This is a genomic window from Acidobacteriota bacterium (genome assembly GCA_026707545.1).
Lineage (GTDB): Bacteria > Acidobacteriota > Thermoanaerobaculia > Multivoradales > Multivoraceae > Multivorans.
Genome location: JAPOWR010000001.1, coordinates 1,930,216 through 1,951,367, shown reverse-complemented (window position 1 = coordinate 1,951,367; position 21,152 = coordinate 1,930,216). Strand labels below are relative to the sequence as shown.

Sequence of the window (21,152 nt, the reverse complement as noted above, 5' to 3'; positions counted from 1 at the left end):
GTCCGACACGGTTCTACCACTCCCCCAACTCGACCTCCGGGGTCTCGGGCAGCTCCTCCGCAAGCAGCCAGCGGGCGAAGAGAACGCCCTCGTTGTAGCCGGCGGCGCTGATCCAGTTCTTCGGCGCCTCCCGGTGGCTCAGGTAGATGACGTAGCTGCCGTCCGGCTCGGGTACCGCGGTCTGCTTGTTGACGCACACCTGGAAGTCCTCGTAGTTCATCGACTGCATCAGGTAGTTCCAGGTCTGGAGGCCCCAGTAGCAGGCCTCCGGTGACCGGAAACGCACCTTGAGGTACTCGTGCTCCTGCAGCCGGAAGCGGCAGAAGCAGTAGATGTTGTCGACCGTTCCCCAACCTCCCTGCTCCGGGTCGAACTCCCACGGCTCGCAGAACTCGTTGAACGGCAGGTGCACCGGCAGCGGCGCGATCCAGGTCGTGCACATGAAGAACATCGCCATGCTGCGGATGCGCCGCGCGAGTTCTGCGTCGTCCAGCGGCGACGCGGGCGGCTGCGGCGAGGCGTTCTCGATGCTGAGGACGCTCTCTTTCGACGACGCGCGGTCGAGGAAGTACTCGCGTGTGAAGAGCGAGACGGAGTCCGGGTCGATCCGGAACTCGTTCGGACCCTGCGGATCGGGCGTGAGCCTGATTTCGAACGACCCGTCGTCCTCGAACGCGATGTCGCGGTGGTTGACGTTGAGCGTCACCCGGTCCGCCAGTTCGCCGTTGGGATCGCCGCCGTAGAGGCAGAAGCTCAGGTAGCAACTGCCGAAGTGCCGCCCGCGGAGGACGTACTCCTGGTCCCCCCGGACCTGGGAGAAGTAGTAGACCGAGTCCACGTTGTCCCCGTAGAGCTTGCGGGTTCCGTCCGTGAGCCGCACGAGCCGGGGCCGCAGGGGGTCGTTGTGGAGGTAGAAGTCCACCGTGATCTGCATCAGGTGGAACAGGTGCTGGTAGCCGTCCACGTGGCCCTGGTGGTCGAGTTCCTTTTCGGGGTCGAGGAACGTCTGCTCCGCGTTGCGGACCACGTCCAGGAACTCGTGCAGCGCCTGCCGGCTCTCGAAGTCGCTGTCGCTCATCGCTGTGTCTCCAGGAAGTTGAGATAGTGGGCGTACTCGTCGTCGATCTCGGCCGGTGTCGTACCGATCTGATCGAGCGAGTAGACATGGGCGCCGTGCTTTCCCCGGCGCTCCCGCTGCAGGAAACGCTCCATCCTGTCCCGATCCTCGGGCCGCAGGTTCCAGCCGAAGCGTGAGTAGATCGAGTCCACGACCGACATCTGGTCCTTGACGAAGTCGTCGAAGAAGACATCGACCATCTGCTCCTCGCGACCGAGTTCCCGGCGGTCGTGCAGGAACCGGGCGAAGTAGTCGGCCCAGATCAGGAGCTGCTCCCGCCCGGTTCGCAGCGTGTCCTCGTGGTCCGAGTAGAACGACCGCATCGACGAGATCAGGCTCCCCACCGAGGGGACGACGTCGGCCGGGTGGCGATGGGTCACGATGACCCGGGCGTCAGGGTAGACCTCGAAGAGAGCCCGCAGCCGCATCAGGTGGACGGGCGACTTCAACAGCCAGCGATGGGCGGGAACGCCGCCCGACTGGAGGAACTGCAGGAACCGCCGGTGCCACTGCAGGTTCCTGACCTGGTCGGCCTTCGCGAGCCAGTCGTGGTACTCCGGCAGCCAGGCCATGGCGACGTACTGGAAGCTCGCGAAGTGGAGGGCCGTGATGCCGATGCACTCCTGTGGCGAGTCGGCGGTCATGTAGTGCTTGCGCCTGAAGTCCGGCACGAGCTGGAAGATCTGGTCGAACTCCTTGCGCACGGTCTCGATCCGCTCGTTGTCCTCGTAGTCGTCCGGGCGCGGCGCCGGGTGGGGCAGGAGACACTCCCAGGAGAGCGGCGCCCGGTGGTCCCGATCCAGGTGCAACAGGGCGTGGAGGATCGTCGTCCCGCTCCGGGGCGTGCCGACGATGAAGACCGGCGCCTGGATCTCTTCGTCACCGATCTCCGGGTGTTCAGCGAAGGCTCGCTCGACCCGGGAGCGTGAGTCCGCCGAGCGCTGCACGGTGCCGCGGGCGGCCAGCCGTCCGAACGTGCTCAACCGCGCGTGCGTCTCAAGTCCGTGTACGAGACGCTCGAGCCCCTCGCGGAACATCGGATCGCGCACCTCGAACCCACTGGCCTGCCGCGCCTTCTCCAGGATCTTCTCCGGCGTCAGCGCGAAGGGCCTCAACCCGCACCGGCGAGCAACCGCCCCGGCACGGTTGACGGCCCTGACCGCGACCGGCTGCCGGATCCGGATCGACGGATTCGTCAAGCTCAGGTCAGCTTCTTCAGCTTGGCGGCAATCGACATGTCGCCCTTGACCTTGATCTTCCCCGAGGCGACGGCCATGAACGGCTTGATCTCCTTGCGCTGCAGCTTGCCGAACGTGTCGAGCGACATCCGCACCGTGCAGTCCGTCTCGACCTCCTGCCCCGACACCTTCGAGACGACGTTCGTCTCCCCCGTCCCGTCGATCAGCATCTGCTCGTCGTCCAGCAGGAACAGCAACCTCTTCCCAAGGGGATCGATACCCCCCGCCTTCACCGCCATATCGGCAACGAACTCGTCGATCGTCATCACCAGCTCCCAGTCGTGGAACCCGCGAACCCTAACCCAGGCTGCGCGCGCAGACCTTGGGCGTGGCTGGCGCTGCTCAGTCCGACGCCGCAGACGGCGCCGTAGCCGCACTCGGAAATGCCTTCACGACCTCCCGCGTCATGTCCCAGCGGTCGAAGCCCTGGCGGCCCCAGTCGAGGCCGCGGCGGACGATGACGAGGTCGTGGGAGGGGACGATGACGACGTACTGGCCGCGGTTGCCGGCGGTGGAGTAGGCGTCCCTGGCGACGTCCCTGCGCTCGTCGGGGACGAGCCAGAACTGGCCGCCGTAGAAGTTGCCGCGGTCGGCGGTCGAGGGGGCCGGGGTGCGGACGAAGTCGATCCACTCTTCGGAGAGGAGGCGTTCGCCGTTCCAGACGCCGTTCTGGAGGTAGAGGAGGCCGAATCGGGCCAGGTCGCGGGCGCTGGTGTAGACCTGACTGCTGAGGATGAAGTCGCCGAAGCGGTCGGTGCTGAGCAGGGTGTTCCGCATGCCGATCCGGTCGAGCAGGCGCTTGCGCGGGAACTCGTGATACTTCTTCTCGCTGCCGAGGGCGCGCTTCATCGCGTAGACGGCGAGCAGGGTGTCGTAGTTCTCGTAGTCCCAGTTGGCGCCCGGCTCGCGGATCAGGGCGCGGCGGCGGGCGCCCAGGACGGAACTGGCGCCGGCCCAGTAGGACATGCCGGAGCCGACGGCGTACTCCTGCCCGCCGTTGTCGACGGTCTGCAGACCGCTCGACATGTTCAGCGCGTGACGCAGGGTGATCGTGGACCGGGGATCGGTCTCGGGCGCCGCGGCTTTCGCAGGCAGGAAGTCGAAGCCGAGCGGCTCGTCGAGCGCCAGCTTGCCGTCGTCGACCAGCATGCCGATGAGCGTCGAGGCGATGCTCTTCGCGGTCGACCAGGTGCGCGTGCGCGTCGTCATGTCGACGCCGTCGGCGTAACGCTCGTGGACGATCTCGCCGCGATGCACGACGAGCAGGCTGAGCGTGACCTGCTGCGGCGACTCGCGGTCGAAGGCCCAGTCGGAGGCGGCCTGGAGTGCGGCAGTGTCGACTTCGGATAGCAGTGAGATCGGACCGGTCTTGTCGCCGTCCGGCCAGGGGATCTTCGCCGCGTCGCCGGCCGGTGGCGGCATCTCGATCGCCGGCAGGCTGTCGATGTCGCCCAGCGTCTGATCGGGCGCGAGGACGACGCAGCCGATTCCGTCGCGGAAAGCGGCCCGCATCTTCGGCACGCCGTGGCCCGAGCCGATCGTCACCGCCTTACGTTCGTGGTTGACCTCGTAGTCGCCGCTTTCCGCGGTTCCGACCGGCTCCGGAAGGTAGGCGAGTTCCTGCGCGAAGACCTGCTCGAGCGTCCGGTTCGAGGTGAACAGGCCGTTGCACATGAAGATCGCCTGCTGGCCCAGGCGGACCATCTGCCGCTGCGGCTGCCAGTAGTCGTAGGTCTCCTCCTGCTGGGCAACGGCGGGGAGAGCGGTCAGCAGGATGGAGGCGACCAGAGCGGGACACAGGGACTTCATGGGTTGCGGTCCTCCTTCAGCTCAAAGTAGCAGCACCGTCGCGAGCACCCAGCCAGTAGAGATTCTGCCGGCCGTCGGGTCCGTCGGAGCGGTAGCGGCCGACTTCGGCCAACGGCAGGCTGGCGACGAGGCGTTCGAGTTCCGCTTCGCCGGTGTGATGGCAGTAGCGGCGGGCGTCCGAATCGCCCGGCCCCCAGCGCAGCAGGTGATCTCCGGGTTCGAGTTCCGCCCGGTCGACGCCGGCTTCCGAAGCCCAGTGGAGCCGGCGACTTTCGAATTGGGGATCGTCGGCGAACTGCCAGCAGGTGAGGGCAAGGAGGCCCCCCGGTGCCACGGCCGATGCGGCGCGTTCGAGGGCACGGCGTCGGGACTCGAAACCCGGGAGGTGGTGGAGGACGCCGAAGAGGGTGACCAGGTCGTGAGTCGCTTCGTCGAGGACGCAGTTCTCGATGTCGTCGACCTCGAACCGGATGTGGTCGCGGTCGGCGCAGGCTGAGAGGGCAGCTTCGAGGAGTTCCCTGCTCTGGTCGATGCCGAGGTACGAGAGGGGTCGATCGTGGCGGAGGCCGGGATTCCGGTCCAGGAACAGGGCGAAGCGCCCGTTGCCGCAGCCAAGGTCGAGAACACGGACGGGCCGGTCCGTGGTTCGTGCGGTGGCCTGGACGACCCGTTGCCAGCCGGGCCAGCCGCCCGGGTGGCGCGTGCGGTCGAAGTCGGCCGCGTGCCGGCTGTAGAAGTCGCGGTTGATCTGGCGGAGCGCGGCCTGGGTGGTGGCGTCCATGGGAAAGGGGAGTATGGCTGCAGCGCCTCGCCGCTTCGCGGCGTCGGCCCGGATGCCGGCCAGAGGGCCGGCGCACCCGGTGGACTACCGGGATCCCAGGCTCAGGCCGCCGTCCACGGCAACCAGCGTTCCGGTGATCCAGTCGTTCGCCGGGTCGCACAGGAAGACGACCGCGCGCGCAACATCGTCCGGCTCGCCGATCCGGCCCAGCGGCACCTCTTCGGCGAAGCCGTCGAGGAAGGCGGCGGCCTGTTCCGTCGGCATGATCGTCTCGAAGATCGGGGTGCGCACGACTCCGGGAAGCACCGCGTTCACGCGAATCCGATCGCCGGCGAGTTCGGCCGCGAGGCCGCGTGTCAACGCGTCGACGCCGGCCTTGGCGGCGGTGTAGACGGAGCAGTTGGCAAGCGGCAGTTGGGTGAGCGACGACGAGATGTTGACGATCGATCCGCCGCCACCGCTTGCACGGAGATATGGGATCGCGGCCCGGGTCACGAAGAGCACACCCTTCAGGTCGATGTCGACGACCAGGTCGACGGGGTCGGGCCCGGCCGCCTGCTCGTTGGCGAGCGGTCCGGCGCGGTAGACGCCGGCGCAGTTGATGAGGATGTCGAGCCCGCCGAGGTCAAGAGCTGCCCGGTCAACCAGTCGGCGGGCGCCGTCGGCGGTGGAGACGTCGCCGGCGACCGCGCCGCAGGTGAGGCCGAGCGCGCGCAGGTCGGCGGCGGCCGCCTCGACCACGTCGTGCCGGCGTCCGCCGAGGGCGACGCTCGCTCCGCCCCAGGCGAGGCCTCTCGCGATCGCCAGTCCGATGCCGCTGCCGCCGCCGGTGACGAGGGCCGCGCGGCCCCCGAACGGCGACGCCGCTCCTGTTCCGGTTGCCGTCGTCGTCATCGGTTCGTGGCCTGTAGGCGGCCGGCCCTGCCGTAGTAGGTTCCCGTCATGGCGGCGACAATAGCCCCGAAGCGCTACTCGTTCGAGCCTGAGGAGCACGCGGCGGAACTCGACGCGATCATCGGCGCCATCGAGAGGGCGCCTCGGTTCGAGGCCGGTGACCTCGAGAACGTGCTGCGTCGCCACCCGAAGGACGGCAAGGGCTTCTTCTCGAAGAGCGAGTTGATCCGCGGCTACCGGGCGCTTCGTCCCGGCTCGGCCAACGAGCGGACGTTCGTTGATCGCGTGCGCATGAAGCCCGTCCGCACGCGCAGCGGGGTCGCTCCCGTCACGGTGTTGACCAAGCCCTACCCCTGCCCGGGCCGGTGCATCTTCTGTCCGAGCGACGTGCGGATGCCGAAGAGCTACCTGTCGTCGGAGCCTGGGGCGCAACGGGCCGCGGAGCACCAGTTCGACCCCTTCCGGCAGACCCTGTCCCGCCTGCGTTCGTTCCACCACACGGGCCATGCCGTGGACAAGGTCGAGCTGATCGTGCTCGGCGGCACCTGGTCGAGCTACCCGGAGGCGTACCGCATCTGGTTCGTGCTGCGCTGCTTCGAGGCGATGAACCGTTTCTCCGAAACGCTCGGACCTGCCGCTGCGGATCTGCTCGCGCGTTTCGAACCCGAAGTCGACTTCCGCGAGCTCGACGAAACCGTGGAAGGTGCGAATGCCAGCGCCCGCACCTACAACCAGGTCGTCTCCGGGTGGACCGCCGCGCATCCCGGCGCGGCGCCCCAAGCGCGCCGGCAGGTCGCGGATTGGGCCGAACTCGAAGCGGTGCAGCGGGAGAACGAAACGGCGGCGGCTCGCTGCGTGGGTCTGTCGCTCGAGACCCGTCCCGACTGTCTCGACCGGGGCGAGGCGCTCTTCATGCGCCGGCTGGGTGCGACCAAGGTACAGATCGGCGTCCAGAGCATGGACGACGAGGTGCTGGCCTTGAACGGGCGGGGCCACGATGTGGCCCGAACCCGCCGGGCGGTGCGCCTGCTGCGGCGGATGGGGTTCAAGATCCAGGCGCACTGGATGCCGAACCTCCTCGGCTCGACGCCGGCGAAGGACTGCGAGGACTTCGATCGCCTGTTCGAGGATCTGGAACTGCGTCCGGACGAACTGAAGGTCTACCCGTGCTCCCTGATCGAGAGCGCCGAGCTGATGGCCTACCACCGCCGTGGCGACTGGCGGCCCTACGACCGTGATGAACTGCTCGACGTGCTCGTCCACAGCCTGGGCGCGACGCCGCGCTACTGCCGGCTGACGCGGGTGATCCGGGACATCCCGGGGACCGACATCGTGACCGGGAACAGGACGACGAACATGCGTCAGGTGGCCGAAGCCGGGGCCGCCAGACGTGGCGTCGTCTGCCGGGACATCCGCGCCCGCGAGATCGGCGGACGGCGGGTCGATCCGGGTGAGCTCCACATGCGGAGAACGGACTACGCGGCGGCGTTCGGCCGCGAGGTCTTTCTCGAGTTCGTGACGGCCGCGGACCGGATCGCCGGCTTCCTCAGGCTGCGCCTGCCGGCGAGCCCGGAGCCGACCGAGTCCTTCGTCCCGGAACTGGAGGGCGCTGCGATCATCCGCGAGGTCCATGTGTACGGTGCGGTCGTCGGGCTGGGTGAGCGGGGCGAAGGGAGATCCCAGCACGTCGGCCTGGGCCGCCGCCTGATCGCCGAGGCGCTCGAGGTCGCGGGCCGCGCGGGGTTCGACTCCGTGGCCGTCATCTCCTCGGTCGGCACGCGCGAGTACTACCGGCGGCTCGGTTTCAGTGACGGCGAGCTGTACCAGCACCGGCCGACGCAGCCCCCGTTGGTGGAGGCCTCGCCGTGAGCGCCCTGACTACGGACCTGTACCAGTTGACGATGGCCCAGGGCTACTGGCAGCACGGTCGTCACCTGGACCGGGCCAGCTTCTACATGTCGATGCGGCGGACACCGTTCGGAGGCGGTTTCGCCATCGCGGCGGGCCTCGAGCAGATCGTGTCCTTTCTCGACGGATTGCGCTTCGAGCCGGAGGACATCGACTACCTGCGGAGTCTCTCCGGCGGTGACGGCGGGCCGCTGTTCTCGCCCGAGTTCCTCGACGCCCTGCCGGCGCTCGACCTGTCCGTCTCACTCGCGGCGGTGCCGGAGGGCACGGCCGTCTTCGCTCGCGAGCCGCTGCTGCGCGTGGAGGCGCCCCTGCTCGTCGGCCAACTGATCGAAACGCCGATCCTGAACATCATCAACTTCCAGACCCTGGTGGCGACCAAGGCGGCGCGGCTCTGCCACATCGCCGCTCCCGGCCAGCCGGTGCTGGAGTTTGGTCTGCGCCGGGCGCAGGGCTTCGACGGCGCGCTCAGCGCCTGCCGCGCCGCCTACGTCGGCGGCTGCACGGCGACCTCGAACGTGCAGGCGGGCCAGCGCTTCGGGATTCCCGTGCGCGGCACCCACGCCCACAGTTGGGTGCAGGCGTTCGACTCGGAGCCCGAGGCCTTCGGCGCCTTCGCCGAGACGATGCCGAACAACTGCGTCCTGCTCGTCGACACCTACGACGTCGAACGGGGAATCGAGAACGCGATCGCCGTCGGACGGGAGCTCGAACGCCGGGGCCAGCGTCTGCTCGGCATTCGTCTCGACTCCGGCGACCTGCTGCAGCAGAGCCGCGGCGCGCGCCGACGACTGAACGAGGCGGGGCTCGAGGACGTGGCGATCGTGGTCAGCGACAACCTGGACGAGAAGCGGATCATGGAGCTGCGGCGAGCCGGGGCCGCGATCGACATCTGGGGGGTCGGCACATCCCTGGTCACGGCCGCCGGGGGCGGCGCACTGGGCGGCGTGTACAAGCTGTCGGCGATCCGGCGTGCCGGCGAAGAGCGATGGCGGCCGGTGTTCAAGCTCGGCGCCGGTGTCGGCAAGGCGTCCCTGCCGGGTCGGTTGCAGGTGCGCCGCTACCACTCTGCCAGAAGTGCGCTGGAGCGGGACGTGATCTACACGCGGGACACCGCGGCCGGTCCGGGTACGGATCGCGACCAGGAGGGGGGCTACGACCTGCTGGCGCCGGTTCTGGATCGCGGCCGGCTTCTGGACCCGCTGCCCACACTCGAGGTCTGCCGGGAGGTCGCCGGCAGGGAAGTTGCCGCCCTCCCCATCGGCTTGCTCGACCTCGACTGCCATGCGACGGCGCCGGTGGAGGTCGCGCCAGAGCTGCTCGAGCTCTGTGACGAGTTGGCGGCGTCGCATCGGGTTTCCGGCGCGTCAGAGTGAGTCGCCGGCGGCCTCTCCGGCGGCGGAAGGCGTTGCTCTTAAGGCATTTCCGCGCCGTTCGTTCATAATCCCGCATGGCCGGTTCGGGCACAGGAGACGCTGTGCGTCGCTTCGACGACCTGTACGAACACGGGTTCGCGCGCGTGGCCGTATGCCTGCCGCAGGTGGAGATCGGCGATCCGGCAGCGAATCTGAAGCGGACGCTCGAGCTCGCGGGGCGAGCGGACGAGGCCGGCGCCGTGGCTGCCGTGTTCCCCGAACTCAACTTGAGCGGCTACTCGCTGGATGACCTCTTCCACCAGTCGGCGGTGCTCGAGGGCTCGAAGGCCGCGCTGCTCGACCTGGCTGCCGCCTCGCAAGAGCTCCGGACCGTGCTGGTCGTCGGCTTGCCGCTCGTGGCCGACGGCGCGGTCTTCAACGTGGCGGCGGTGGTCGGCGGCGGCCGAATCGCCGGCATCGTGCCGAAGACCTACCTCCCGAACTACCGCGAGTACTACGAGAAGCGCTACTTCGCGGCCGCCGAATCGCGCCGCTCCCAGGTCGTGTCCCTCGGCGGCGAGGACGTTCCCTTCGGCGAGGACCTCCTGTTCGATGCGGGACCGACCCCCGCGTTCCGCTTCCACGTCGAGATCTGCGAGGACCTGTGGTCGCCGCTGCCGCCCAGCACCCACGGCGCTCTGGCGGGCGCCTCGGTGCTGTTCAACCTCTCGGCGAGCAACGTGACGATCGGCAAGGCGGATTACCGGCGACTGTTGTGCGCGTCGCAGTCGGGTCGGTCCGTGGCGGCTTACGTCTACGCGGGCGCCGGCGCCGGCGAGTCGACGACCGACCTGGCTTGGGACAGCCATGGCCTGATCTACGAGAACGGCGAGCGGCTCGCGGAGTCGGAGCGCTTCAGCCAGAAGGCCCAGATTCTCACCGCCGATGTCGACCTGGAGCGGCTGGCGCAGGAGCGGCTCCGCATGTCGACGTTCCGGGACGCGGCGCGGCGGGAATCGGCTGCCGCACGGTTCCGCCGGGTCGGCGTCGCGGTGGAGCGTCCGGCCGCCGCGGTCGTGCTCGAGAGGGAGATCCCGCGCTTTCCGTATGTGCCCGCGGACAGCGGCGAGCGGGACGAGCGCTGCGCCGAGGCGTTCGACATCCAGGTCGCGGGCCTGGTCCAGCGCCTGCGAGCGACCGGCATCGAGAAGGTGGTGATCGGCGTCTCCGGCGGGCTCGATTCGAGTCACGCGCTGATCGTCTGCGTGCGGGCCCTGGACAGACTCGGTCTGCCGCGAGCGAACATCCTGGCCTACACGCTGCCCGGTTTCGGCACCTCGTCACGCACGTACGAGAACGCGAAGCGGTTGATGGCGGCGCTCGGCGTCTCGGCGTCGGAGATCGACATTCGCCCGGCCAGCGAGCGGATGCTTCAGTCGATCGATCACCCGTACAGCCGGGGCGAACGCGGTGCGGGAGTTTACGACTCGACCTTCGAGAACGTGCAGGCCGGCGAGCGCACCTCGCACCTGTTCCGGCTGGCGAACCTGCATCGGGGCCTGGTCGTCGGGACCGGGGACCTCTCCGAACTGGCGCTGGGTTGGTGCACCTACGGTGTCGGGGATCAGATGGCGCACTACAGCGTGAACTCCTCCGTGCCGAAGACCCTGATCCAGCACCTGATTCGCTGGGAGATCGAACGCGGCGGCTTAGGCGCCGAGGCCAGCGAGACCCTCCAGTCGATCGTCGACACGGAGATTTCGCCCGAGCTGGTGCCCGCCACCGAGGGGCAGGACGGGGAGAACGGCGAGCCTGCCCAGTCGACCGAGGAGGCGATCGGGCCGTTCGAGCTCCAGGACTTCCATCTCTACTACGTGAGCCGGTACGGCTACCGACCGAGCCGGGTCGCCTTTCTCGCCCACCACGCCTGGGGCGACCGGGACCGCGGCGCCTGGCTCGACACGATTCCTGACGCTGAGCGCCGGGAGTACACGCTCGCCGAGATCAAGCAGTGGCTCGAGGTGTTCCTGGTCCGCTTCTTCGGCACGAGTCAGTTCAAGCGGTCGGCGCTGCCGAACGGACCGAAGGTGGGCTCCGGCGGTTCGCTCTCGCCCCGCGGTGACTGGCGGGCGCCGTCGGACGGCAATCCGGCGGCGTGGGTCGAGGAACTGCGGCGAAACGTGCCGTGAAGGTGCCCTAGCCCCAGTCCGAGGCGTCGTCCTCTGAACTCGCGATGTGGACGCCGGCTTCTCGCCAGCCCTGCAGCGCCGCTTCGACCTCGGGCGTGAAGTCGGCCAGGAACTCGCCGGGCTTCGCCGGGTCGGGTACCGCGACCGCCGACATGCAGTCGGCCAGGACGTGCAGCCGGCTCTCCGGTACGCCGCGGGACCGCATCTCGGCCAGCAGGTCGTCGACCGTGTGACGAACGCAGTGGCTGGCTGCCTGGCCGGCCACGATGATCGCGTCGGCGTCGAGCAGCCAGTCGATCAGCGTCTCGCTGCGCTGGTCGAGCGTCTTGCCGTCGTGTCGGACCAGGACCTCCGGCGAGAGCACGGAGTAGAACTCGGTGAGGGGATTCGTGCCCTTGATCAATATCGGCGTCTCAGCGCCGCGCGCGTAGCTGAAGAACAGCCTGGCTTCCTGCACCGCGCCGACCAGGCCGTGACCCTCGCTGCCGAGGAAACAGTGCGGCGGCCACAGGTAGAGCCGGTAGCGGCCGGTCTCCTCAAGCCGCCGGCAGTAGTCCAGGGCCTGGCGCCTGAGCCACTCTGCGGTGCCGTCGCCGAACCAGCCGGCGAGGGCGGGGTCGGGAACCGCCTCGCCTGCCTCGATCTCCGAAGCGAGCACTTCGCGGTAGCCGTCGAGCCGCTTGCCCGAGCCATCGACCCAGAACGAAGAGAAGAAGATCTGTTGCGGTGTGTGGCTGTCGAGGCTGGAGGCGATCTCGGTCAGGTTGCCGAGGTTGCGGTAGACGAAGCGGACCACGCGGTCGGTGTCTGCGATCGCGCCGCGTCCCGAGCGGCCGCCGACGTAGAGTGCGCCCTCGGGCAGACAGAAGTCCCGCTGCTCGTCGACCAGCAGGAGGATGCGGCGCGTCCCGTCCACGGCTGCGGGCGTGACGTGATGGCGACTTCGCCATTCGGCGGCCGCGGCCGCGACCCGGTTCGGGTCGGGGTTGTATGACCAGTCGCCGCTCCGGTACGGATCGCTGTCCGTGCCGGGGCCGGCGGGTAGCGGTAGGAGTGCCATGTCGGGTGGAACGCTAGCAAGTAGGCGGCAGGGTCGGCCGGGCTGCTGCTACTCTCGCGCCCTTCCATGAAACGGCCACAAACGGCCCCCAAGCGAACAGGAGCAGGCAAGTGAGCTACGAGTTTCTCCAGGTCGAGAAGAACGATCACGTCTGGGAGGTGACCCTCAACCGACCGGAGCGCATGAACGCGATCCACCCGCCGACGAGTCAGGAGCTCGACTCGGTGTTCAACGACTTCGCCGCCGATGACGATGCCTGGGTGGCGATCCTCACCGGCGCCGGCGACCGGGCGTTCTCGGCCGGCAACGACCTGAAGTACCAGGCCGAGCACGGCAGCAAGACGGTGCGTGCCGGGATGAAGGGCGTGCGCGGCGGTTTCGGTGGCATCACGGCGCGTTTCGACCTGCACAAGCCGATGATCGCGGCGGTCAACGGCTTCGCGCTGGGCGGCGGGTTCGAACTGGTACTGGCCTGCGACATCATCATCGCGTCGGAGAAGGCGACCTTCGGCCTGCCCGAACCCCGGGTCGGCCTGATGGCCGGTGCACTGGGAGTGCACCGGTTGCCGCGGCAGATTCCCTACCACCAGGCGATGGGCATGCTGCTGACAGGCCGCCACATCAGGCCGCAGGAGGCGAAGGAGCTTGGGATCGTCAACGAGGTCTGCGCCCACGACGAGCTGCTCGACCGGGCCCGGGCCTGGGCGGCGCAGATCCTGGAGTGCGCGCCGCTGTCGGTGCGCGCCAGCAAGGAGGCCGCGAACAAGGGCCTCGGGATGGCGCTTGAGCAGGCGGCGGGTTCGATCTTCCCGTGGACGGCGCAGATGAACCAGTCGGAGGACCTGATCGAGGGTCCGAGGGCGTTCGCCGAGAAACGGCCGCCGAACTGGAAGGGCCGCTAGGCCGCAAGGGCGCCGGGCCCGTGGAGATCGAAGGCAAGGTCGCCGTTGTCACCGGCTCGTCCTCGGGCGTCGGCGAGGCGACGGCCGAACTGCTGGCGAGCCTGGGCGCGTCGGTGGTCGTCAACTACCACAGCGGCGCGGAAGCCGCGGACCGCATCGTCGAAGGCATTCGGGAGGGTGGCGGCAAGGCCATTGCGGTCCAGGCCGACATGCGGAAGGACGCCGACTGCCGTGGGCTTATCGAATCGGCGGTGGACGCGTTCGGTGCGCTCCACATCCTCGTCAACAACGCGGGGATGACCCACTTCATCGCCCACGACGACCTGGAAGGCGTCACCGACGAAGTTTGGGACGACATCCTCGGGGCCAACCTGCGCGGCGTCTTCAACTGCACGCGGGCGGCCGCGCCGCACATGAAGGCGGCGGGCGAGGGCGCGGTGGTAAACGTCGCCTCGGTGGCGGGAATCGGCGGCGGCGGCAGTTGCATCCCCTATGCCGCGTCGAAGGCTGCGGTCATCGTGATGACGAAGTCGCTGGCGCGCGTGCTCGGCCCCGAAATCCGGGTCAACACGATCGCCCCCGGTTTCATCGAGGGCCGGTGGCTGCGCGGCGGTCTCGGCGACGAGACCTACGACAAGGCACAGCAGCGCGTGAGCGCGGGCGCGCCGCTCAAGGGCGTCGCGACTCCGGAGACCTGCGCCGACGCGATCGTCGCCCTGATCGAGCGCAACGTGTTCGTGACCGGTCACACAGTGACCGTCGACGGCGGCTGGAGCCTTTAGACCCGAGTTCGGGCGCTAGCTCGCTCGCAGCGTTTCCCGCTGCACCGTCAGAGCCTCGATCCGTTCGCGGTCGACCTCCACGCCGAGGCCCGGGCTCTCGGACACATCCACCCAGCCGTCTGCGTCCATCGTCCATGCCGGCGACACGATGTCGCGCGCCCAGTAGCGGTTGCTGGGGCTGACGTCGCCGGGGATCGTGAAGTTCGGCAGGGAGGCCAGCGCGACGTTGTAGGCACGGCCGATTCCGCTCTCCAGCATGCCGCCGCACCAGACCGGGATGTCGTTGGCCTCGCAGAGGTCGTGGATGGCCTTCGACGCCGTGAACCCGGCGACGCGGCCCGGCTTGATGTTGATGATCCGACCGGCTCGGAGCCGGACCATGTCCTCGGCGCGGGCGATGTTCGTGATCGATTCGTCGAGGCAGATCGGCGTCCGCATGCGTTGCTGGAGCTCGGCGTGCCGCGCGACGTCGTCCCAGGCCAGGGGTTGCTCGACCATCACCAGGTCGAGGTCGTCGAGCTGGACGAGGTGGTCCGTGTCGGCGAGGGTGTACGCGTTGTTCGCGTCGGCCATCAGCGGCGCGTCCGGTCCGAGGCGTTCGCGGACCGCGTGCAGGTAGTCGAGGTCCTGGCCCGGCTTGATCTTCAGCTTGATCTTCCGGTAGCCCTCGGCCAGCGCCTTCTCGGCCCTGGCGGCGAGTTCGTCGGGTGAGTTCTGGATGCCGATCGAGATGCCGGTGCCGATCCGTTTCCGGGTACCACCGAGCAGAGACGAGAGGCTCTGGCCGGCCTTGGTGGCCGCCAGCGCCCAGGCGCCCATTTCGATCGCCGCCTGCGCCATCTCGTGACCGCGGAGGTCCTCGGACAGAGCCGCCGCTACCTGCTGCGGGTTCCGGAAGCGCCGGCCCAGCACCCGCGGTGCCAGCCACTCGCGGATCGCGAGGGTCGCGGTGTCGATGCTCTCGGGCGAGTAGTTCGGGAAGTCGCCCGCCACGCATTCGGACCAGGTCGAGGCGCCGTCCGCGTCGATCAGCTCCAGCAGCAGGATGCGGCGGGTGGTCGTGACGCCGGAGGAGATGCGGAACGGCTCGACTAGGGGCAGTTGGATCTCGCGCAGCGTGATCGAGTCGATGTGAAGGCTCATTGCGTCTCCGTTCCTTCGAGCTTTTGGAGCCGGTAGTAGTAGCGCCGGTCCAGGACGCGGGGTACGCCGGTCTCTTGGGCGGCCCCCGGGACACTGGGTGCGCTGGCGCCCCCGCCGGCATCCGGCTCTGCCTGCTCGCGCCAGGTGAACCCGGTCACCGCGTAGCCGGCCTCCAGGTGCTCCTGGAACTGCGCCCGCGTTCGTCGCCGCCAGGCGAAGGCGTCCTCGGGCGATGCCCGCAAGATGGCGCCGATGTTGGGCGGCACCTCGACCCATTTGACGTCGGACGTCGTTTCGCTTCTGGGGAAGGGCGGCGTGTCGCGGGTTGGCGTGGCGTCGGCATTGGCGGTCATCAGCCAGTCGACCCGGGAGCTCGCGATCGGCCAGGCGACGATGAATCGGTCGGTGCCCAGCCCGCTGTGCAGCAGGCTTCCCGTGTCCTCGCCGTACATGTTCACGACGTACTCGATCGGTAGGGCGCCGAGCCGGTTCAGGTTCAGGTTCGCGTTGCGGGCAACGAGGGGGTCGTACGTCCAGTAGACCGTCTCGACGCCGAGCGGCAGCAGGAGTTCACGTTGAAACGTCTTGAGCTCGCGGCCCAGGCCGAGACCTCGGGCGTCGCGCGCGACGGCGAGCATGTGAGACCAGTGGGCACGCCGGCCGTACCGGAAGCCACTCAGCCCGTAGAGGAAGCCGAGCATCCGATCCTTCTCGTCGAAGGCGCCGACGAGCACGCCGCCCATCTTCTGCGAAATCATCATGATCGTCGTCGGTACGGCGTCCTCGAAGCCGTCTCCCCACGTCTGGCGCTGGAGATCGACCGCTGCGTCGTACTCCGCGTCGGTGGCGACGTTGCGCAGTTCGACACGGCCCGCAAGCTGCTTCCGCATGATGCGCGATCGTACAGCCACGGGCCGGTGGCGGATGCTGCTGTGCGGCTGAGTTGCTACGCGACGTCCGCCTGCTGGAACGCACGCGCCCGGAACAGGAAGTCGATGATGTTCCCTTCGTGCGGCTGCAGCCAGTTGAGCTGAATCGTCGGCACCGGGCCGAGGTTCAGGCGGTCGACGTGGGTGGCGTCGATCAGTTGCCGCCGCCAGTGTTCGTCGTTCGTGATCGCGCTGCACACAAGGGTGTCGTCGATCGCGCTCAGCATCTTCTGCTGCGGGCACTCGACGACGGAGACGAAGGGGAACATGTACTCGACGTTCGCGGCTTCCACTCCTGCGTCGGCGCAGTGGAGGACGGTCGGCAGCAGGTAGTCGCAGCGCTCGCGCTCGTCGAGCCGGCCGTTGCCGCGAATCTCGGAGGTCAGGTCGCGTACGCCGGGAACGTCGACCTGGGCGTCGATCATGGCGTTGATCGCCTTGGCCATGCCCGGCACCGTGAACGCGGCGAGCGGTGACTCGGGGTCGTCGGCCGGCTTGGGCAGCACGGGCGCCAGCCGCTCGGCGAGAGCCTGGGCGATCTCTGCCGTGTGGCGCGAGGCCCAGACGCCGGAACAGGAGATGCAGCTCCGGCCGCTGTTGACCAGGACGCTGTCGACCATCACGTCGAGGTACTGCTCCCAGTCGTCGACGACATCGTCGCCGAGCAGGATCTTGCTGAAGCCGGGGCCGTGCGGCTGGACGCGGGGATCGTTCTGGTAGCGGGCCACGGTGTCGGCGCCGCCGAAGATCATGCTGCGGGAACAGGAGGCGAGGACGGCCGCGCCGATGTCGCCTTCCCCCGGGTAGATCGAGATGGCCTCGCGGGGCACGCCGGCCTGCGCGAAGGCCTCTGTCATCCGATACGGCGTCCACGGCTCCTGCGGTCCGGGCTTGAACACGAGACCGATCTGGAGGGGGATGACCGGCATCCACAGCGTGTGCACGCCCGGCGAGTTGGACGGCAGCACGAGGCCGATCACCGGCGCCTGCGCCTGGTAGCTGACCGGCACGCCACGCTCCTCTACGCCGTGGCCCCGTGCCAGGATGTCGAGGTCGAGACCGCGGGTCAGCGCTTCGAGCACCTCGCCCATGTTCGTCAGCACGAAGTGGTTCTTGTCCATGTTCGCCCGGCACATGTGCTCGGGCAGACCGGTCGTCGCCGACTGGTAGTGGACGAAGTCCGCCGGGGTCTGGCTGCCGCTGCCGAGGGGAAGGTCCGCGTTCAGGTAGAGGTCGGCGGCCTTGATCACCATGGAGATCAGTTCGCTGGACGGGATCTCGCGCAGGATGTCGCGGGCGCGCTGGGCGCGGCGCATGTCGCGCTGGACCAGGCCGGGGTTCGTCTGGTGCAGCGTGGCCAGCTCTTCGCCGGTCTCGAAGTGAACGATCGTCGCCTTCTCGAGCGACTCGTAGGGCTTGCCCCAACGGATGGCGGGGATGTCGATCATGCTGGTTACCTGTACGCGGCCGGTGGGTGGCCGGAGGATGAATCGAGCGTTGTGAAGCGGCGGAATCGTAGCACCGGGCTGCTAGCCTTCGCCGGCCATGCAGAACAGGCGGACGGTTCTCAAATCGGCCCTCGGTCTGGGTCTGACCGCGCGCGGGCTGCACGTGCTGCACGCACAGGAGGACGATCCGCGCAGGGTGCGGCCGCGGGAGGGCGACCGGTTCGTGTTCGCCTTCGGGCCACGCCAGGGAGAGACGATCCGGGTGGAGGACGTGCCGATGGTCAGCGAGCAGGTGATCTCCTACGCGATGGACCCTGCAAGCGGCGCGGTCCGCGACGGATCGCGTCTGAATCAGGTGCTGCTGCTGCGCTTCGACCCGGACTCGCTGGCTCCGGAGACCAGGGCCGCGTCGGCGGACGGCGTTGTCGCGTACTCGGGGATTTGCCCCCACACCGGTTGCGACATCGAGGACTGGTCGGAGGAGACGGAGTTCCTCGTCTGTTCGTGCCACGACTCGGAGTTCGATCCCAGGGACGGAGCCGAAGTGATTTCCGGGCCGGCACCGCGTCGATTGCCTTCCCTGCCGTTGCGGGCGGAGGGAGACGGCGTTCTCGTGGCGGCCGGTGGCTTCAGCGCCACGATCCGGTTCGAGAGGGAGTTCTGACGATGGTGGATCGGCAAGCGGTTCTTCGATGGACGGTCACCCTCCTCATGTTCGGCGCCGCGGTGGTGCCGGCGATCGGACAGGAGCGCGCCTACCGTGCGGTCACCCAGGAGCGTCTTCTGGCCCCGGAGCCTGAGAACTGGCTCATGTACCGCCGCACGTACGACGGCTGGGGCTACAGCCCGCTCGACGGGATCGACACCTCGAACGTCGCCTCGCTCGCGCCGGTCTGGACGTTCTCGACCAGCATCAACGAGGGTCACCAGGCGCCGCCGATCGTCAACGACGGCACGATGTTCATCACGACGCCCGGGAGCCGCGTGATGGCGCTGGACGCGCGCACGGGCGAATTGCTGTGGCGCTTCGTGCCCGAGCTGCCGGAAGACCTGCAGCAGATGCACCCGACCAACCGCGGCGTTGCGCTCTGGGGCGACCGGGTCTACGTCGCCACCGTCGACGCGCGGCTCTTCGCGCTTGACGCGCGGACGGGAAGGGTGGTCTGGGAAACTGCCGTCGAGAACTACGCCCGCGGCTACTACATGACGCTCGCGCCCCTGGCCGTCGAGGGCAAGGTGCTCGTCGGCGTCTCGGGCGGCGAGTGGGGGATTCGCGGCTTCATCGCTGCCTACGACGCGGACAGCGGCGACGAACTCTGGAAGACCTACACGATTCCCGGCCCCGGCGAACCCGGTCACGACACCTGGCCCGGCGACACGTGGCGCACCGGCGGCGTCTCCGTCTGGGTCACCGGCACCTACGACCCCGACCTGCGACTGACGTACTGGGGCACCGGCAACGGCGGTCCCTGGATGGGCGACGCGCGTCCGGGCGACAACCTGTACTCGACCTCGGTACTGGCCCTGGACGTGGACACCGGCGCGATCCGGGCCTATCACCAGTACCACTGGAACGACAGTTGGGACTGGGACGAGGTCGATCCGCCGATGCTCATCGACGTCGAGCGCGGCGGCAGCACGCGCAAGGCCCTGGTGCATCCCGGTCGCAATGCCTACATCTGGGTGCTGGAGCGGAGCGCCGACTCGATCGGTTTCCTGGACGCGACGAAGTTCGTCTACCAGGACGTGTTCACGTCGATCGATCCAGAGACCGGGCGGCCCGAGTACGACCCGGCGAAGACCCCGGGCACGGGTGAACGGGCCGTGTTCTGTCCGTCCTGGTCTGGCGCCAAGAACTGGCCGCCGGCCGCCTGGAACCCGGACACCAGGCTGCTCTACATTCCGGCCAACGAGAACACCTGCTCCCACCTCGAAGGCGTCGAGGAGGAGTACCGCCCGGGCCGCACCTTCATGGGCATGGAAGGTGGCTTCGTGTCGCGGGAAGGAGCGGATCACTACGGCGAACTGCAGGCGTGGAACCTGGACACGCGGGAGAAGGTCTGGACCGTCGAGTTCGAGCGCAAGTTGTGGGGGCCAGTCCTGACGACCGCTGGCGGTCTCGTCTTCGTCGGCGGCACGAGCGACCGCTACTTCCGCGCGTTCGACGCGACGACCGGCGAGCTGCTTTGGCGCCAGCGCACGAACTCGGGCGTCACCGGCGTGCCCACGTCCTTCGAGGTCGACGGCGTGCAGTACATCGCGGTCCAGTCGGGTTGGGGAGTCGACGCCCAGCGCGGCACGAACCATCTGGACGGGGCGATCGGCACCCGGACCTACGTGCCGCAGGGCGGCGTGCTCTGGGTCTTCGCTCTGCCCGACTAGCGGTTTCACCCGCAGGGAACTCGGCGGCTGGTGCTGTAGTCTGCCGCCGCTTCAGGCCGCCGATCACAGCAGGTCCGACCCGATTGGAGTTCGCAGATGGAAGTCGCCAGCGCTGACGCCCAGGCCCAGGCCAGGGAACGACTCGATGCCCACGTCCGGGACATGATGGAGTGGCACTTCAGCCCGGAGACCGGAACGCCGTTCTGGATGGACTTCGCTTCGAAGCTCGGCTTCGACCCGCGCAGTGACGTCGCCTGCTACGCGGACTTGCGCAAGGTCCCGCCGTTCGAGGACGAGTGGCTGCGCGGCGGACCGGTGCGGCGCTGGGTGCCGAAGGCGATGGCCGACGATCCGATCTACGTGTTCGAGACCGGGGGCACGACCGGCATTCCGAAGAGCCGGGTGGCGCTCAACGACTTCCGCACGGACTACGAGTTGTTTAGCGCGAGTCTGCCGGACGAGCACTTCCCTCCGGGTTCCAACTGGCTGATGCTGGGACCGTCGGGCCCGCGCCGCCTGCGTCTGGCGGTCGAGCACCTCTGCCAGTACCGGGGCGGCATCTGCTTCTGCGTCGACCTCGACCCGCGCTGGGTGATCAAGCTGATCAAGAAGGGCTGGATGGAGCACCTGGAGGCCTACAAGGACCACGTGATCGACCAGGCGCTGACGGTGCTCTCGGCCGGTCACGACATCCAGGCCATGTTTGCGACTCCGAAGCTGCTGGAGTCCCTGTGCCTGGCGCTCGAGGATCGCGGCCAGACCCTCGCCGACACGGGCATCAAGGGCATCTTCTCGGGCGGCACGGAGTTCACGCCGCAATGGACCCGCTTCGCGGTCGAGGAACTCCTCGACGGCGTCTACATGACGCCCACCTACGGCAACACCCTGATGGGCCTGGCCGCGTCGCGGCCGGTCACGGCGGCGGACGGCTACACGATCGCCTACTACGCGCCGCAGCCGCGGGCCGTGCTCGAGGTCGTCGACCCCGACGACCCGGACCAAGTCGTCGACTACGGCGCCACCGGCCGGGTGCGACTCACGACGCTCACGCGCGAGTTCTTCGTGCCCGGCTTCCTCGAGCGTGACGAGGGGGAGCGGGAGAAGCCGTACGCCGACTACCCCTGGGACGGCGTCAGTGGTGTGCGGCCGTTCGCGCGGCTGGCGTCGGCGACGACGGTGGGCGTGTACTAGGACTCTCCTGGGCGCTGAGTGGCT

The 21,152-nt window shown here is 68.6% G+C and carries 18 protein-coding genes; 8 read left to right on the top strand and 10 right to left on the bottom strand.

Annotated features, from left to right (window positions below):
* Nucleotides 1-13: 13 nt before the first annotated feature.
* From OXG83_07730 to OXG83_07705, 6 genes are all read right to left on the bottom strand, one after another.
* Nucleotides 14-1,078 (bottom strand): DUF1214 domain-containing protein, encoded by a 1,065-nt coding sequence (locus OXG83_07730; protein ID MCY3964911.1) that lies wholly within the window; start codon nt 1,076-1,078, stop codon nt 14-16.
* Nucleotides 1,075-2,316, bottom strand: a complete 1,242-nt coding sequence (locus OXG83_07725) for a sulfotransferase (GenBank protein MCY3964910.1) — start codon at nt 2,314-2,316, stop codon at nt 1,075-1,077. Before OXG83_07725 ends, OXG83_07730 begins: the two co-directional genes overlap by 4 nt.
* Before the next feature lie 2 nt (nt 2,317-2,318).
* Entirely contained in the window at nt 2,319-2,621 is a 303-nt protein-coding gene (locus OXG83_07720; GenBank protein ID MCY3964909.1) for an SCP2 sterol-binding domain-containing protein, read from the bottom strand.
* 76 nt (nt 2,622-2,697) lie between these two features.
* Nucleotides 2,698-4,164, bottom strand: coding sequence for a serine hydrolase (locus OXG83_07715; protein MCY3964908.1), 1,467 nt, complete (start codon nt 4,162-4,164; stop codon nt 2,698-2,700).
* A 16-nt stretch (nt 4,165-4,180) separates the two neighbouring features.
* The gene (locus OXG83_07710) at nt 4,181-4,945 is read right to left on the bottom strand and encodes a class I SAM-dependent methyltransferase (protein ID MCY3964907.1); all 765 of its coding nucleotides are present in this window, start codon (nt 4,943-4,945) and stop codon (nt 4,181-4,183) included.
* Nucleotides 4,946-5,029: 84 nt separating this feature from the next.
* Complete coding sequence (locus OXG83_07705) at nt 5,030-5,839, bottom strand: SDR family NAD(P)-dependent oxidoreductase (protein ID MCY3964906.1); 810 nt, start codon at nt 5,837-5,839, stop codon at nt 5,030-5,032.
* A 48-nt stretch (nt 5,840-5,887) separates the two neighbouring features.
* Between OXG83_07705 and OXG83_07700 the strand changes: the two genes are divergently transcribed.
* From OXG83_07700 to OXG83_07690, 3 genes are all read left to right on the top strand, one after another.
* Entirely contained in the window at nt 5,888-7,708 is a 1,821-nt protein-coding gene (locus OXG83_07700) for a tRNA uridine(34) 5-carboxymethylaminomethyl modification radical SAM/GNAT enzyme Elp3 (protein ID MCY3964905.1), read from the top strand.
* Nucleotides 7,705-9,123, top strand: a complete 1,419-nt coding sequence (locus OXG83_07695) for a nicotinate phosphoribosyltransferase (protein MCY3964904.1) — start codon at nt 7,705-7,707, stop codon at nt 9,121-9,123. Before OXG83_07700 ends, OXG83_07695 begins: the two co-directional genes overlap by 4 nt.
* A gap of 101 nt (nt 9,124-9,224) precedes the next feature.
* Nucleotides 9,225-11,291, top strand: a complete 2,067-nt coding sequence (locus tag OXG83_07690; GenBank protein ID MCY3964903.1) for an NAD(+) synthase — start codon at nt 9,225-9,227, stop codon at nt 11,289-11,291.
* A gap of 7 nt (nt 11,292-11,298) precedes the next feature.
* Here OXG83_07690 and OXG83_07685 read toward each other — a convergent pair whose 3' ends face one another.
* A complete protein-coding gene (locus OXG83_07685) occupies nt 11,299-12,351 on the bottom strand; it encodes a nicotinamidase (protein ID MCY3964902.1) in 1,053 nt (350 codons plus the stop codon).
* A gap of 110 nt (nt 12,352-12,461) precedes the next feature.
* Between OXG83_07685 and OXG83_07680 the strand changes: the two genes are divergently transcribed.
* Together OXG83_07680 and OXG83_07675 are read left to right on the top strand one after the other, a co-directional pair.
* Nucleotides 12,462-13,253 carry an enoyl-CoA hydratase-related protein gene (locus tag OXG83_07680; protein MCY3964901.1) on the top strand — a complete coding sequence of 264 codons (792 nt, stop codon included), beginning with the start codon at nt 12,462-12,464 and terminating at the stop codon, nt 13,251-13,253.
* Nucleotides 13,254-13,273: 20 nt separating this feature from the next.
* Nucleotides 13,274-14,035, top strand: a complete 762-nt coding sequence (locus OXG83_07675) for an SDR family oxidoreductase (protein ID MCY3964900.1) — start codon at nt 13,274-13,276, stop codon at nt 14,033-14,035.
* A gap of 15 nt (nt 14,036-14,050) precedes the next feature.
* Here the strand turns inward: OXG83_07675 and menC are convergent, their stop codons facing one another.
* From menC to OXG83_07660, 3 genes are read right to left on the bottom strand one after another with little or no spacing between them, the layout of a single operon-like run.
* Nucleotides 14,051-15,178, bottom strand: a complete 1,128-nt coding sequence (gene menC / locus OXG83_07670; protein MCY3964899.1) for an o-succinylbenzoate synthase — start codon at nt 15,176-15,178, stop codon at nt 14,051-14,053.
* Nucleotides 15,175-16,068: a hypothetical protein gene (locus OXG83_07665; protein MCY3964898.1), complete on the bottom strand. Its 894-nt coding sequence runs from the start codon at nt 16,066-16,068 to the stop codon at nt 15,175-15,177. Before OXG83_07665 ends, menC begins: the two co-directional genes overlap by 4 nt.
* Nucleotides 16,069-16,124: 56 nt before the next feature.
* Nucleotides 16,125-17,555, bottom strand: a complete 1,431-nt coding sequence (locus OXG83_07660; protein ID MCY3964897.1) for an aldehyde dehydrogenase family protein — start codon at nt 17,553-17,555, stop codon at nt 16,125-16,127.
* A gap of 97 nt (nt 17,556-17,652) precedes the next feature.
* On the opposite strand from OXG83_07660, the gene OXG83_07655 reads away from it, so the two are divergent.
* The 3 genes from OXG83_07655 (at nt 17,653) to OXG83_07645 (ending at nt 21,128) form a co-directional block, all read left to right on the top strand.
* Nucleotides 17,653-18,219, top strand: coding sequence for a Rieske (2Fe-2S) protein (locus tag OXG83_07655; GenBank protein ID MCY3964896.1), 567 nt, complete (start codon nt 17,653-17,655; stop codon nt 18,217-18,219).
* 2 nt (nt 18,220-18,221) lie between these two features.
* Nucleotides 18,222-19,937 (top strand): PQQ-dependent dehydrogenase, methanol/ethanol family, encoded by a 1,716-nt coding sequence (locus tag OXG83_07650; protein MCY3964895.1) that lies wholly within the window; start codon nt 18,222-18,224, stop codon nt 19,935-19,937.
* A 96-nt stretch (nt 19,938-20,033) separates the two neighbouring features.
* Nucleotides 20,034-21,128, top strand: coding sequence for a hypothetical protein (locus OXG83_07645; GenBank protein MCY3964894.1), 1,095 nt, complete (start codon nt 20,034-20,036; stop codon nt 21,126-21,128).
* Nucleotides 21,129-21,152 lie beyond the last annotated feature (24 nt).